Source organism: Cryptosporangium sp. NPDC048952, assembly GCF_043197895.1.
In the GTDB taxonomy this organism is placed as follows: domain Bacteria; phylum Actinomycetota; class Actinomycetes; order Mycobacteriales; family Cryptosporangiaceae; genus Cryptosporangium.
Genome location: NZ_JBICTY010000005.1, coordinates 379,604 through 394,141, shown reverse-complemented (window position 1 = coordinate 394,141; position 14,538 = coordinate 379,604). Strand labels below are relative to the sequence as shown.

The following is a 14,538-nucleotide window of genomic DNA, read 5'->3' as shown; positions in this document are numbered from 1 at the left end:
GCCGATCGGACGCCCGTCCGGTCGGCCGGACTCTTTGCAGGGACGCAGATGCGCTCGGCCGGTGGAACTACGAGGAGGACGTGAATGGAACCCGCCCTGCTGGCGGCATCCGCTGAGGACGCCGCGGCCGCGGCAGCAGTGCACGTAGTCGCGGCAGCTGTGGGATTCGCTTCCACGATCGCACTGTGGATCAGCATCCTGATGGGCACAGCGCTCGGCCGCTCCTGGTCCCTGCCGTGGATCAAGCACGCGTCGCTGAAGAACCTGCACATGTCGTTCGCGATCGGTGGTCTCGCGCTCGGCATCGTGCACGGCCTGGCGCAGCTGGCGGCCCCCGGTACGTACGTCCGCGTGATCGACGAGTTCATTCCGTTCATCAACCCGACGAAGCCGATCGGCGTCGGACTGGGCACGCTCTGCATGGAGATGTTCATCGCGATCGCGCTGTCGGTGCCGGTGCAGCGCCGGCTCGGCCACGCCCGCTGGCGAATGATCCACTCGACCGCCTACGCGGCCTACACGGTCACCGCGGCGCACCTGGTCTTCACCGGCTCCGAAGTCACGGGCTGGGTCACCTGGGCCGTCGTCGCCTCCTGGCTGGTCGCCACCGGCTTCTGGCTGGCCGTCGGCCCGAACAAGTACGGCAAGCGGCTCGAGACCGTCGCGGTGGGTCTGCACGAGAAGCGGACCAACACCACGACCGTCAACGTCGACCCGCACGTCTGCGCCCGCTTCGGGTTCTGCGAGCACGAGGCGCCGGACGTCTTCAAGCTGCAGCACACCGGCCGGCTGGCCTACCGCACGACGGTCGAGCCGCACGAGGTCGACAAGGTCTACTCGGCGATCAAGATCTGCCCGGCACGCGCCATCTCGATGACCGGCCCTGGCGTTCCGTTCGACCTGACGATCCCGCCCGGCGCACAGACCGCGGGCAAGCCGAACATCGGCCCGACGGCGGGACCCGGGCAGTCGGAGGGCGCTCCGGTGCCGGCCGCCGCTCCGGTGGCCGACAACCGCGAGACCACTGTGGTTCCGCACATCGCGCCGGTGTCCCCCGTCGACGGTCCCCGGGCCGTCCCGGACATGCCGACCAGCCCGGCGGGGCCGTCGCAGCCTTCCGGCCCCATGCCGGTACCGGCCGGTGCCGGCGCACCGCGGCCCACGGGCCGACTCGGGCCGTTCCCTCCCGGCGGCCCCGGACGGCGTCACGGCCAGCCCGTGAACCCGCCGCCACCGCCGCCGCTGCGGTCGGTACCCAACCGACCGGAGCGCAGGGACAGCAGGGACAACACCGGCCAGTTCAACAACGTGACGGGGCTTCGTCCCCGAGGAGGTAAGTGATGCAGAGGCGAGCGGCAAACATCTCCCGCCTCGCGCCCCAGAAATCACTGGCGAATCTGGGGCCGGCCGACAGGATCCTGATCGTCGGCGGTGGCCCCGCCGGCACCGCGGCCGGTGAGGAGCTCCGGCGTCTCGGTTTCCGCGGCCAGATCCAGCTGCTCTGCCAGGACCCGGGCGGCTCGTACGACCGCCCGGCCTGCTCCAAGGGCCTGATCACCGGGACCCAGCGCCCCAAGGACGCCCGGATCGGCGTCACCGACAAGCGCTGGGAGATCAACTGGAGCCTCGGGCGCACCGCGGTCGCCTGTGACATGAACGAGCGGGTCGTCTGGGCCCACACCGGCGAAGGCTTCCGCTTCGACGGTCTGGTGATCGCCAACGGCGCCCGCCCGATGCTCAACAGCATGTGGTCCGGTCAGGCGACGCCGCACATCGTCCACGACATCGAGGACGCCTGGGGCATCCGCGTGGGCCTGCGGACCGCCGAGCACGTGGCGATCGTCGGCGGTGGCTTCACCGGCACCGAGCTCGCCTGCAGCATCCGTGGCATGGGCAAGAACGTCACGCTCATCCACCCGCGGAACGTCGTCCTGAACGGTGTTCTGGACGCGACGGCCTCGGAGCTGATGACCGAGGAGCACATCGAGGACGGCATCGACATGCGGCTGGGTCGCCGCGTGAAGGCCGCCGACCGGATGGGCGAGAAGTGGCAGCTGACGCTCGACAACGGTGACCGCGTGACCGCCGACATGGTCGTGATGACCGCCGGTGAGAAGCCGTCGATCTCGTGGCTCGAAGGCACCGGCATCGACACGTCCGACGGCGTGGTCTGCGACGACGCGCTGCGCGTCCTGGACGAGGACGGCAACGTCGTGCCAGGTGTCGTCGCCGCCGGAGCGCTGGCGAAGTGGCCGAACTACTGGATGAACGGCAAGAACGGGCGGGTCGGTCAGTGGATCGCCGCGCTCGAGCAGGGTCAGCAGGCCGCGCGGTCGCTGCTCGCCGGTGACGCGGCCAGCCACCCGGCGATCCTGCTCCCCCGGTACTGGTCGCAGCAGCTGGGTCTGCGGATCCAGGTCTGCGGCGACATCTCCGACGAGAGCGACGTGCGTCGTCTGGAGCGTCGTCCGGGCCACAAGAAGACGGCCCGCACCGGCGTTCTGACCTGTCACTACCGTGGCCGGGACCTGGTCGGCGTCGTGGCGATCAACGCGCCGTCGGAGTTCGTCACGGTGGCTCGTGAGCTGCTGTACGCGAAGCCGCGCTACGAGCTGTCCGCGCCGCGTCGGCCGGTGCAGGTTCCGACCGGCGTTCTGTCGCGTGACGGTCGTCGCTTGGCTGCGACCGGTTGATGAAGCTGCCGGCTGTATTCGGCCGGTGAGAGGCGCATCGATGGGGTCCCTGCCGACGGGCACCCGGTACGAACTCCATCGATGCGTTCCAGAAAAGCCCGCCCCGGCGTTCCTAGCCGGGGCGGGCTTCTGTGTGTGCGGGGGTGCCACTAGGTGGCTTCTGCGGGCAGGGCATCCCTCCGCACCGCCGCCCGATCGTGGTTGTCACGCTGCCCACGTGGGCCCTGGTGTGGTTGTCAGATCTCTCGCCTCATGACGCTGAATTCTTGACAACCATTCGGCGCTAGAACAGTGAGGCGATCGTGGAGAGCACGTTCGAGTAGAAGCTGCCCTCGATGTCGCGGAACAGCTGGAACGAGTGGTTCGGCTCGCCGATGAAGGGCCGCAGGGTCCAGGCGAGCTGGGCGCCGACGGCCCCGAACAGCAACGCCCACACGGACAGCAGCCGCGTAGTGACCGGCCGATCGAACGCCCCGACCGCCGGCACCGTGCACGCTCGACGTGCCGTGCACGCTCGACGCACCGTGCGCGGCGTGCGCACCCATGCGCGGCGTGCACAGCCTGCCCACCTCGAGCGCCGTGCGCGTCCGGGGCGCTGTGTGCGTTCGGGGCGCTGTGTGCGTTCGGGGCGGTGTGCGCGGTTGGGGCGGTGTGCGCGGTTGGGGCGGTATGCACGGCCTGGGTGGTGTGCGGGGCGGGCGTGGCATACGCGGCGTGGACGGGCCCGGGGTGGGTGGCGGCGTATTGGGCGTCGAGGGCCTGCCACGCGTAGCCGGGGCCGGGCGGGGGCGCGGGATGGGCTCGTGGCCGGAGAGGCGGTTCAGGCCGCGTATCCCGTCCACCATGAGGCTCAGACCGATGAACCCGGTCAACATCAGAATGCCGACGTTGAGCAGTTTGACGAACGAGTAATCGCTGGACGTGACCAGGGAAAGAGGCTGATCGGCGCGAAGGCGAGAGTCAACGCGCCGGTGACAACACGGATGGCACAGCCCCAGGCGGCACGAATGGCGGCGCGGATGGCGCCGCGCCCGGCGACACGGACGGCGCCGCCCCCGGCGGCACGGACGGCGCAGCCCCCGGCGGCGCGGACGGCGGCGCGGATGGTGCCGCGCCCGGCGGCGCAGGGGGCGAGATCGACTCGGCGGAGGGCGCCGCGGCCGGGAGCGTGGGGGGTGCTGGGCGGTGGGCTCGTTCGGCTCGCCCCGCCACCCACAGGGTGCCAACCGCGCACCCCTCTCCCAACGCGCTAACCACAGCGGTCGCGACAAGACTCACCGCCGCAGAACACGTCGGTCACACCAGCAACTGAGGTGAACCGCAGTCCCCTACAGACCGTCTGTCTGAGTGCACCGCCTGCGAGCCGCGTAAACCCCTCGACCGGCCCGATGGAAGGACCTGAGTGAAGCACTCGATGGACATGGGAATGTTCCGACAGGGCAACCACAGCCCGTCGTACTTCACACTCGCCCGCAGCATGGGTACCGGCGCCGAAGAACTCTCCGACTTTTGCATCCCCTGCAATCCGTACTTCCCCACCCCGGAGATGTTCGGCGAACTGTCCGCGAAGCTCGAGACGATTCTCAAGTACTACCCCACCGACGCCGGCGCGATCACCGGCCAGCTCGCCAGCCTTCTGCAGATGCCGCCGCAGACGATCGCGATGGGCAACGGCTCCACCGAACTCATCACCTGGATCGACCACCTCCTGATCAAGGAGAGCATGGCCACCCCGGTGCCCACCTTCGGCCGCTGGACCGACCAGTCGCTCGAAACCGGCAAGCGCGTCGACATGTTCCAGCTCCCCGAGGCCGGCGGCTTCGCCCTCGACATCGACGCCTACATCGACTTCATCCGCGAGCGCGGCTCCCGCGTCGCGGTGGTCTGCAACCCGAACAACCCGGACGGCAACTACATCCCCAAGTGGGAAGTCCTCCGGTTCGTCGACTCGCTCGCCGACCGCGACCTGGTCGTCGTCGACGAGTCGTTCATCGACTTCGTGGACGCCGAGCACCGCCCGTCGATCGCGCAGGAAGCGATGCTGCGCAACAACGTCCTCGTGCTCAAGAGCCTGGGCAAGAACTTCGGCCTGCACGGCATCCGCTTCGGCTACGTCGTCGGCAACCCGGCGCTGGTGAAGAAGATCGGCTCGCGCCTGCCGAAGTGGAACCTCAACTCGCTCGCCGAGACCGTCGTGTTCATGCTCCGCGACCACCTCGGCGAGTACCGCGAGAGCCTGCGCCTGCTGGCCCGCGACCGCTACGAGATGATCAACGAGCTGCGCCGCATCCCCGGCATGCAGGTGTTCCCGTCGCAGGGCAACTTCGTGCTCGTCAAGCTGCCGGCCGAGGTCGAGGGGCCCCGCCTGCGCGACTACCTGCTGCAGCGCCACGGCGTCCTGATCCGCGAGTGCGGTAACAAGCTCGGCATCACCAGCCAGTTCGTCCGGCTGGTCGTGCGTCCGCGCGCCGACACCGACCGCCTGCTCAACGGCATCCGCAGCTACCTGACGTCGTCGTTCAGCGAGTCGCTCGACGGCGCGACCCCGATGGACCTGGCCGGCCGCTTCGCGCAGCCCTCCGGCGTGCAGACCGGCACCCACCAGCTGATCGACGACGACCCGCTGGGCGACCGCGTCGTGCCGCTGATGGGCTCCGACCCGCTGGGCGGCCCGAGGATGGCACGCGCCCGCTAAGACCAACAACAATGCCCCGGTCGACGTCGACCGGGGCATTGTTCTGCGCCTATCCTCCGAGCGGGCACTATTCGGCACCCCGGTGGACGGGCCGAGCCATGCCCCCTCCGCACGGACCGCCACCGGAGCGCCAGCTCCCGATCCCCGGGACGGACGAGGCGCCTGCCCCCGACCCGCCGATATTCTCCCGGGAACCTCTCCGTTTCACAGTCGGGGAAAAGCACGGGCAGGGGAAGAGCCCTGTTCGGACGGCGTGGCCTGACCAGTTCCGTCCCGCAGCGGAACGCCTTTCCCGCAGGACGGGACGGGACAGCCACGTCGGCGGTGTCCGGGGTTCGACGAGGGAGAGTCCGAGTTCGATGGAAGAGAAGGGCGCGATCGACGGACCCTCGGCCGGGCGACCGACGCCGGCCCAGGTCGGCACCGAAGAGGAGCTGCGGGGATACATCCAGGCGCTGATGACCGCGCGGACCAACGTCCGGGCGGTGGCCGCGGAGACCGGTCTGTCGAAGACGACGGTCAACGAGTTACGGATGGGGCGTCGGCGGGTCAGTCTGGATGCGCTGACGAAGATCGTCGGGGTGTATGCGCCGGACGAGGTCGGGGAGGCGCGGCAGGCGTGGCATCGGGTTCAGCCGCCTCGTCGGCCTCGCCAGCCCGTGTCGGCGGCGATCGATGACGAGCCGGTGGCCCTGCCGGAAAGCGCGGTGAGTGGAGCAACCGTTCGAGGCCGCACGGAGGGTGGGGAAGCGCCTGCTCCGGCCGTCGATGGTGACCCCGGGGGTGAGGCTGCGGGCGGTGGTGCGCCGTATGGCGTCGATCCGAAGAATTTGTGGTTGCCGGTGGGGGTGTGGCCGCGGGCGTTGTACGCGGTGCTGGTGGTGCTCGCGCTGGTGGCGGTGGCCGACGGGGTGCGGACGGTCGTCGATCGGTGGCCCGGCGATGCTCCGACTAGTGCCGCCGCTGCGACGCCGGGTCCGTGCATCACGCCGGCGCAGGAGACGAAGGCGCAGCTCACCGCGCTCCCGGGCGCTCCGGCGCAGGTGCGGGCGGCCGCGTACCACCTGCAGCGGTCGGATCCGCCGCGGTTGGAGATCGCCGCAATGCTGTCGGCGCCGCCGCCGCCCGGCACGACCGTGCAGCTGCTGGAGCGGGCTGATCCGAACACCGTCGACTCCACCCCCGAGCACAATTCGGGCAATGGGCGATATTACCCGCGGCCGTCGATCCGAACTGTCGGTCAATGCGTGTTCGTACCGCAGGGACAAATCGGCTACGGCGGGTTCGCCGGAATTCGGGTTCGGTACGTCGTGGTGCTGCTTCCGGTGCGGCACGAACGCACGATCGTCGCGGATTCGGACGCCGGAGACGGATTGTCCGAGCAGGATCTGGCGCGGTATTCATTGCAGCGACTCGCCTATTTCGAATTCCGGGTCTGACCGCTGTCTGGGGGCCTTTCCCGGTCGAGAAAGTATGAGAAAACCGCGCAACGTACATTGTTCGGAAACAACCACCGGCCACAGTGGTCATAGGATCGATCGACCACCCGCCTACACCCGGGAGCTTGCGCGTGGACCGTCCGGATTGGGTTTCGGACACGGTTGACTCCGTGGCGCCCTCCGCGCCGCCCGTCGTGCCGTTTTGGTGCGCGGCCGGGTGGAAGCGGTGACGCGCGCGCCTGAGGGGCGGCGGAGCGGGTCGGGTGGCGAGGAGCGGCTCGGGCGCGCGGAACGCAATCGTGCGGTCGACATCGCGGTGTTCGCGTGGGAGTGGGCCCGGAACTTGAGCGGGACGAGTTGGGTCGCGGACGATCGGACCGTGATCGTCGAGCGGCTCCGGCTCCTCGCCGACCAGGCCGCTGACGCGCTGCTCGGCCGGGCGGAACCGGCGGCGGCGGGTCGAGCGATCGGTGAGGGCGTGGTGGCGATCGGCTTCGCGGCGCCGGACGCGCTCGGTCGCACGTTGTCCCTGCTCGGCACGCGTCTACCCGCCGAGCTCGGCATCGACCCCGCCGACGGCGTACTGCCCCGGCGGATGGCGTCACTGGTGGGGGCGGTTGGAGTGGGATTCGCGCGAGCCGCGCACGATCGGACGCTGGAGCAGCAGGACGCTATCCGCACGTCGGATCTGGTGGCCCGCCAGCGTGTCGAGCGTGCCCTACGAGCCCAACTAGCCGCGAGCACCCCACCCGCCTCGACGCATCCCACCCGGGGCGCCCTGGGCGAAACCGGCGTCCCGAGTGAAACGAGCACCACGAACGCATTCACTGCCGCGGCGCTGGGTGGGCCTGGCGGTGTCCCGGGTGGGGCTGCAGCTGCCGCAGGGCCCGCCACCTCGGATGGAGTCACCGGTGGCGGTGGAGTCCCTACCGCCACCGACGTACCGGCCGCTGACGACGTATCAGCCGCGGACGGCACTGCCGGTCCGAATGGCACTGTCGGCGCTAACGGCAGCGCCGGCGCGGGCGGCGCTCCCACAAATGGGGCCGCCGCCACCAACGGGGCCGCCACCAACGGGGCCGCCACCAACGGGGCCGTCTACGGGGCAAGTTCCCACGGGGCAAGTTCCCACGGAGCAGGTGCGCGCGGAGTGGTTGCTGCGGACGATGGCGCTGCCATGAACGGTGCAGTGGAGATTGCCATCGAAGACGCGGCCGCGACGGGCGACGAGATACGGATCGGACGGACCGGTCGGGTGCTCGACACCGGGTACCGGGCAGAACTCCCGGGCGCGCTCAAGCGCGGCGAAGTCGTGCCCTACTACCAGCCGATCGTCGCGCTCGACGACGAGCGCCTGCTGGGCTTCGAAGCGCTGGCCCGCTGGGAACACCCGGTCCGCGGCACGCTGCCGCCATCAGCCTTCCTGCCCGACGCCTCGGACTCCGACTTCTACCGCGCCCTCGGCCGCCGACTCCGCGCCGAAGCATGCGAGGCCGCGGTGATCTGGCAGGCCGAATCGGGCCGGCCGCTCTTCGTCGGCGTGAACGTGTCCCCCGCGGAACTACGTGACCCCGCCCTGGTCGAGGACATCCGCGAACTGCTCGACCGCACTGGTCTCGCCCCGGAACTCCTGCACCTGGAAATCACCGAGGACGTCTCCCTGACCGACGCGGACCTCCCCGTCCTGCGCGGCCTCGCCTCGACCGGTGTACAGCTCACGCTGGACGACTTCGGCACGGGACTGTCCCGGCTGGCGATGCTCCCGGTGCTCCCGATTCACGGGCTGAAACTCGCCGGCGCACTCCTCGACCCGGTGCGCCAGCTCCCGTTCCCCGCTGCTCAGGCGGGCACCGACGTGCTGGTGACGGTCACCGCGCTGGCCCAGCGCCTGGGCCTCACGACGACGGTCGAGGGGATCGAGAACGTCGCCGAAGCGGGCCTGGCGCGTCGACTCGGCATCGACCGCGCCCAGGGCTGGCACTACGGCCACCCGTTGCCCGCCCGCAACGTCCCCGCCTGCGTCGGCTGGGCCAACTAACCCACCACCCACGCTGTACGGCCCCTCGCCGCGGTGCCCCTAAGCCCCACCAGCACGGACCGCACGAAGTGGTCCCCATACGCCGCGCCAGCACACACCGAAACGGGACCACATCAAACGGCCCCACTCCGCCGCCCCCGGCGACGTCACAGCGGGACCGCTCCAGGTGGCCCCCGGCGCCGCGCCAGAGCGCGGCCGCTCGAACCGGCCCCCTTCCGCCGTGCCAGCACACGCCGAAACGGGACCGCTCGAAGCGGTCCCCATGGGTGGCGCCAGCACACGTCGAAACGGGACCGCTTGAAGTGGTCCCTGTGCGTCGCGTCGGGGCGCGCCGGAACGGGACCGCTCGAAGCGGTCCCCATGGGTGGCGCCAGCACACGCCGGAACGGGACCGCTTGAAGTGGTACCTGTGGGTGGCGTCGGGGCGCGCCGGAATGGGACCGCTCGGAGTGGTCCCATGGCGTCGCGTCGAGTGTGCGCCGGGGCAGATTGGAGGGTGGTGCGGGCCGGTGAGGCTCGGCGTCAGGGTTAGGTGCCGGCGTTGATCGCGTGGAGGAGCGTGTGCTCGGTGAGGGACTCGGCGAGCAGCTCCTCGCGCACCCGGCCACGGTGGAACACGACCACGCGGTCACACACCTCGGCGAGCTCGGCCAGGTCGGTCGAGCACATCAGCACGACCTTGCCCTCCCCCGCGAGCCTCCGCACGATCGCGTGCATCTCCGCCTTCACACCCACGTCGACGCCCCGCGTCGGATCGTCGAGCAGCACGACGTCCGGCTCGGCGGCGATCCATTTCGCGAAGGCGACCTTCTGCTGGTTCCCACCCGAGAGCCGTGCGACCGGATCGTCCGGATCGGCTTTGATCCGCAGCTCGGCGATGTGCCGACGGGCGATCTCCCGGGTGCGCCCGGGACGCAGGAAGAAGCCGCCGTGCCGACGGGCGAGCCACGACACGCAGGTGATGTTCTCGGCGACGGTCTGATCGAGCGTCAACCCGAGCCCTTTGCGGTCGCTGGGCACGAACGCGACCCGGCGCCGTACCGCCTCGGCCGTGGTGCGCGGGCGTTCCCCACCGTCGGGCAGCCGGACCGTGCCGGCGGTCGGCGCGACCAGTCCCCACAGCACCTCGAACACCGCCAGGTGCCCGGCCCCCTGTAACCCCGCGAGCCCCACCACCTCCCCCACCCTCGCGCTGAGCGAAACCTCCTCCAACCGCCGCGCTACCGAAACCCCCTCCAACCGAACCCCCACCCGACCACCCCGCGCCCCCGAACTCGCCGAAGCGCCCGCGACCGCCGCTCCCCCTGCCGCCGCATCCCCCACCGCCACCACCACCTCCGGACTCGCCACCACCCCCGGCGCCGCTTCCACCGCCGCCGCATCCCCCACTGCCACCACCACCTGCGGACTCGCCGCCACCCCCGGCGCCACCACCTCCGGACTCGCCGCCACCCCCGGCGCCGCTTCCCCCGGCGCCACCACCCCCGGCGCCACCACCCCCGGCGCCACCACCCCCGGCGCCGCTTCCACCGGCGCTGCCGCCGCCATGGGGCCAGCCGCACCCGCCGAAGCCACCGGATCCGCGGCACCCGGCGAGTCCCGCGATATCGCACGCACCGGACCGGACGGGGTCGCGTAAGGAGAGGCGCCTGTCAGGTCCGCCAAGCCCACCTGATCGCCCGCCACCACCGCCGTCGCCGCGCGGGCGCGATGCTCGGCGAGTGGCGCCTCGCCGAGCATCGCGGTCACCATCTCCGCGACGGTCAATTCACCCGCCGGCACCTCGCTCACCACGTTCCGCCCGTCGCGCAGAATCGTCACCCGATCCGCGAGCGCGGCGACCTCCTCCAGGAAGTGCGACACGTACAGCACAGCCACGCCCCGGCCGGTGATCCGGCGGATCACCGCGTGCAGCCGCTCCACCGCCGCGGCCGCGAGCGCCGAGGTCGGCTCGTCCAGGATCACCACGCCGGGGTTCCCGAGCAGCGCACGGCAGATCTCCAGGAGTTGTCGCCGAGCGAGGTCCAGCTCGCCGACCGGCGTCCGCAAAGGAATGTGCCCGAGCCCGAGCTCGACGAGCAGCGGACGCGCTCGGCGCGCCATCTCACTACGGTCCGCGAGCCCGGCGCGCGCCGGGAAGTCGGCGACGAACAGGTTCTCGAGCAAGTCCAGGTCCGGAAACAGGCTCAGTTCCTGCGAGACCACGGCGATCCCGTGCCGCCGCGCGTCCCCCGGACCGGCCAGCCGCACCGGCGAGTCGCCGATCGTCACCTGGCCGGTGTCCGGCGTCACGGCCCCCGCCAGCACCTTGACCAGCGTCGACTTCCCCGCACCGTTCTCCCCCAGCAACGCGTGCACCTCGCCGGGCACCAGGCGCAGCCCGGCACCGGCGAGGGCGGTCACGCCGCCATAACGCTTGGTGAGGTCCGTGGCGAGCAGCATCTCAGCGCCCGCCCTTCTATCGCGCTGACTTCAGCGGCCGGAGCTCCGGCGACGCGAACAGCTCCTTCGCCGGGTCCGCGATGCCCTTGCGTCGGGCGTCGTCGGAGGCCTGGCGTTCCATGATCGCGTCGATGTTCTTCGAATCGACGATGAGCCCCGGGGTGTAGAACCAGCCCTTGGGCAGGTCCTTGTCGTCCTTCACCGCTTCGGCGAGCAGCCGCATCGCCACGTATCCCTTGAGGTAGTGCTCCGGCGAAATGGTGGCGAAGTTCGTCCCGTCCTTGACGGCTTCGAGCGTCTTGGCGTCCAGATCGAAGCCGCCGGAGAGCCACTTGCCGCCGGTTTCCTTCTTCAGGCGCGCGAGCGAGTAGCTGTCCGCGTCGCCCACGCCCAGGAACGCCAACGCGCCCCGGTTGGCTCGCACCTGCGCCGACCAGGCGTTGTAGCTCTGACCCGGGTCGCTGAACGTTTGGAAAGGCCCCTTCACGGCGACGCCCGGCAGCTTCTTCGCGAACGTGTCCTTGATGCCTTTGGCACGCATGTCGAGCACCGGGACGCCCGGGTTCGGGACACCGAGCACGATCGTGCCGTTGGCGTTCGCGGGGAGTCGCTCGATCGCCTCGTCGGCGAGCTGCGTCCCCAGCTCGTAGTTGTCGTTGCCGACGTAGAGATCGACCTTGCTGCCGTCGAGCGGGACGGTGTCGAGCGCGACGATCGGAATGCCCTTGTCGACGGCCTGCGCGTACGGGCGGGTGAACAGGTCCGGGGCCAGGTTCTCGACCACCGCACCGTCGCGGTTCGTCGTAATGGTGTTCTGGAACATCTGGACTTCCTGCGGCCCGTCGGTCGTCGCCGGCCCGACGATCTTCAGGTCGATGCCCCCGGCCTCGTCGGCCGCGTACTTACCGCCGTTGGCCATCTCCAAAGCAAAATTCAAACTGATGTTGGCGACGACGAACGACATCTTCTTCGTGCCACCGGTCCCACCGCCCGAGTCGCTGCACGCCGCCGCGGCCAGGAGCGCCACCGTCACGAGCGCGGCACCACCCACCCGTCGCCGCATGCCACGTCGATGCTGGGAGTTCTCGGGGTGATGGCGCGAGTTCCCGGGCTCAACCCGGCGGGCTTGAGCCCGGAAAGTTGGCGCGTAACCCCGATCAGTTGCGGTGCTGGGAAAGGTCGGCATGGGGGTCCTTCCGGGGGGCCGGGAGTTCGGGGTCAGGTGGCGCGGCGGCGGGCCGCGCGGGCGCGGCGGAGGCCACTGTCGAGGGCGACGGCGAGCAGGATCACGCCGCCCGTGGCGAACGTCGTCCAGTTGATCGGGACGCTGAAGAACACCAGGCTGGCCGCGACGACGCTGAGGATCAGCGAGCCGAGCACCGCACCGGGCACGGACCCGGTGCCGCCGCGGAGCGGGGTGCCGCCGATGATCGCGGCCGCGATCGCCATCAGCTCGTAGCCTTGGCCGACCGTCGGGTCACCCGCGACGAAGAACGACAGCGCGAGTACCCCGGACACCCCGGCGAACAGACCGGTGACCGTGAGCGCCGCGATCCGGACGCGGTTGACCGGGATGCCGGTGAACGCGGCCGCGTCCGGATTGGAGCCGACCGCGCGGATCCGGGCACCGAAGCGGGTGCGGGTGAAGACGACGGTCATCAGCGCCGCGGAGAGGACGAGCACCCAGACCGCGCCCGGGAGTCCGAGGATCGTGCCGCCGACGACCTGGAAGAGCGGGTGCTTCTGGTCCAGTCCGCCGACCTGCTGGCCGTTGGAGAGGGCCAGTGCGAGGCCCTTGTAGAGGGAGAGCGTGCCGAGTGTCGCGATGAACGACGGCACCCGGACGTAGGTGGTGAACAGGCCGTTCAGGAACCCCAGGAGCCCGCCGATGCCGACGGCGATCGGCGCGGCCAGCCACGGGCTGAAACCGGCGTCGCGGATGAGCAGCGCGCCGACCACGATCGTGAGGGCGTACGTGCCGCCGACCGAGAGGTCGACCTCGCGCATGGCCAGCGCGAAGACCATGCCGATGGCCAGGATGCCGATGTAGGAGGACTGCCTGGCGATCTCGGTGAGGTTGCCGGTGATCAGGAAGTCGGGTCGGAACGCGCCGACCACCACGACGAGCGCGACCAGGACGACCAGGACCCCGGCCTCGTCCCGAAGCCACGTCCGCCCCCGCCGCGGCGCCCCGGATTTCCCCGCGTCCGCACCCAGCGCAGGCGCAACCTCGGACTCGGCCGACGGTGGAGGTGGGGGTGGGGTGCCGGTCGCGGGGCGGTCGGTCATCGGGAGTGCCTCCTCGCGGGCCGCGGTGTGCCAGCAGGGTGGTCGTGGCTTTCCCCGGTCACAAGGGCGTCGTTTCACTCACCGAAATGGACGCGGCACGGAATCGCGTCAGGCGAACCCCATTTCACTCACCGAAATGCCCTCCTTGTCCTCGACAGCGCTCAGGGCTCACGCTGCCCCCGCAGTGCAGCCCGCTTCCCGAGGAGTCGCCATGCCACGCGTCGCGATCGTCACCGGCGCAGCCCGCGGGCTCGGTCAGGAGTTCGCGGTCGCGCTCGCGGGACGCGGGTGCGTCATCGCGGGGTTCGACGTCGCCGACCAGTCGGCGACGCAAGCCCGCATCGACGGCGGCTTCCTTCCGGTCGAGGTCGACGTCACCGACGAGAGCGCGGTCGCCACCGCCGTGGAGCGAGTCGCAGCAACGCTCGGCGCCCCCGGCATCGTGGTCAACAACGCCGGCATCTACCCGCCGATCGAGTTCGAGGACACCACGCTCGACGACTGGCACCGCATCCTGCGCCTCAATCTCGACGGCCCGTTCCTGGTCACGCAGGCTGCGCTCCCCTATCTGAGGGCCCAAGGCTGGGGCCGCATCGTCAACATCGTCTCTGCCGCCGTGGATCTCGGTCCGCCCGACCTCGTCGCCTACACGACGTCGAAAGCAGGCTTGGTCGGGTTCACCCGTGCGCTGGCCTCGGCCGTCGGGAAGGACGGCATCACGGTGAACGCGATCGCGCCCGGCCTGACGCACACCGAGACGGCCGCGGCGACGACCGGCGCCCACGGCGGGTTCGAGCACGTGCGCTCGCTGCAGGCGATCCCGCGCACGGAAGTTCCGGAGGACGTCGTCTCGACACTGCTGTACGTCTGCGACGAGGGCAGCGGCTTCCTCACCGGGCAGACGATCAACGTCGACGGCGGCTCGACCCGCAGCTGAGGAGG

At 70.6% G+C, this 14,538-nt stretch carries 10 protein-coding genes; 6 read left to right on the top strand and 4 right to left on the bottom strand.

The features are described from left to right. The first annotated feature begins 84 nt into the window (after nucleotides 1–84). Together ACGFY5_RS28510 and ACGFY5_RS28505 are read left to right on the top strand one after the other, a co-directional pair. On the top strand, nucleotides 85–1,341 hold the full coding sequence (locus ACGFY5_RS28510) for a 4Fe-4S domain-containing protein (RefSeq protein WP_392724513.1): 1,257 nt from the start codon (nucleotides 85–87) through the stop codon (nucleotides 1,339–1,341). Next, on the top strand, nucleotides 1,341–2,693 hold the full coding sequence (locus ACGFY5_RS28505; RefSeq protein WP_392724511.1) for an NAD(P)/FAD-dependent oxidoreductase: 1,353 nt from the start codon (nucleotides 1,341–1,343) through the stop codon (nucleotides 2,691–2,693). The genes ACGFY5_RS28510 and ACGFY5_RS28505 overlap by 1 nt, the downstream gene beginning before the upstream one ends. 283 nt (nucleotides 2,694–2,976) lie before the next feature. On the opposite strand, the gene ACGFY5_RS28500 is transcribed toward ACGFY5_RS28505, so the two are convergent. Beyond that, complete coding sequence (locus ACGFY5_RS28500; RefSeq protein ID WP_392724510.1) at nucleotides 2,977–3,180, bottom strand: hypothetical protein; 204 nt, start codon at nucleotides 3,178–3,180, stop codon at nucleotides 2,977–2,979. Nucleotides 3,181–4,095: 915 nt separating this feature from the next. Here ACGFY5_RS28500 and ACGFY5_RS28495 point away from each other — a divergent pair. The 3 genes from ACGFY5_RS28495 to ACGFY5_RS28485 all read left to right on the top strand — a co-directional run bounded on the left by ACGFY5_RS28495 (nucleotide 4,096) and on the right by ACGFY5_RS28485 (nucleotide 8,865). Continuing rightward, nucleotides 4,096–5,388, top strand: a complete 1,293-nt coding sequence (locus ACGFY5_RS28495) for a pyridoxal phosphate-dependent aminotransferase (protein ID WP_392724509.1) — start codon at nucleotides 4,096–4,098, stop codon at nucleotides 5,386–5,388. Nucleotides 5,389–5,747: 359 nt separating this feature from the next. Beyond that, nucleotides 5,748–6,827, top strand: a complete 1,080-nt coding sequence (locus ACGFY5_RS28490; RefSeq protein WP_392724507.1) for a hypothetical protein — start codon at nucleotides 5,748–5,750, stop codon at nucleotides 6,825–6,827. 226 nt (nucleotides 6,828–7,053) lie between these two features. Then, complete coding sequence (locus ACGFY5_RS28485) at nucleotides 7,054–8,865, top strand: EAL domain-containing protein (protein WP_392724505.1); 1,812 nt, start codon at nucleotides 7,054–7,056, stop codon at nucleotides 8,863–8,865. 528 nt (nucleotides 8,866–9,393) lie between these two features. Here the strand turns inward: ACGFY5_RS28485 and ACGFY5_RS28480 are convergent. The 3 genes from ACGFY5_RS28480 to ACGFY5_RS28470 all read right to left on the bottom strand — a co-directional run bounded on the left by ACGFY5_RS28480 (nucleotide 9,394) and on the right by ACGFY5_RS28470 (nucleotide 13,596). Further along, nucleotides 9,394–11,307, bottom strand: coding sequence for a sugar ABC transporter ATP-binding protein (locus tag ACGFY5_RS28480; RefSeq protein WP_392724503.1), 1,914 nt, complete (start codon nucleotides 11,305–11,307; stop codon nucleotides 9,394–9,396). A gap of 16 nt (nucleotides 11,308–11,323) precedes the next feature. Continuing rightward, nucleotides 11,324–12,370, bottom strand: a complete 1,047-nt coding sequence (locus ACGFY5_RS28475) for a sugar ABC transporter substrate-binding protein (protein ID WP_392724501.1) — start codon at nucleotides 12,368–12,370, stop codon at nucleotides 11,324–11,326. Between the two features lie 155 nt (nucleotides 12,371–12,525). Then, on the bottom strand, nucleotides 12,526–13,596 hold the full coding sequence (locus tag ACGFY5_RS28470; protein WP_392724499.1) for an ABC transporter permease: 1,071 nt from the start codon (nucleotides 13,594–13,596) through the stop codon (nucleotides 12,526–12,528). 211 nt (nucleotides 13,597–13,807) lie between these two features. Here ACGFY5_RS28470 and ACGFY5_RS28465 point away from each other — a divergent pair, with 211 nt between their 5' ends. Then, a complete protein-coding gene (locus ACGFY5_RS28465) occupies nucleotides 13,808–14,533 on the top strand; it encodes an SDR family NAD(P)-dependent oxidoreductase (RefSeq protein WP_392724497.1) in 726 nt (241 codons plus the stop codon). The last annotated feature ends 5 nt before the right edge of the window (nucleotides 14,534–14,538 follow it).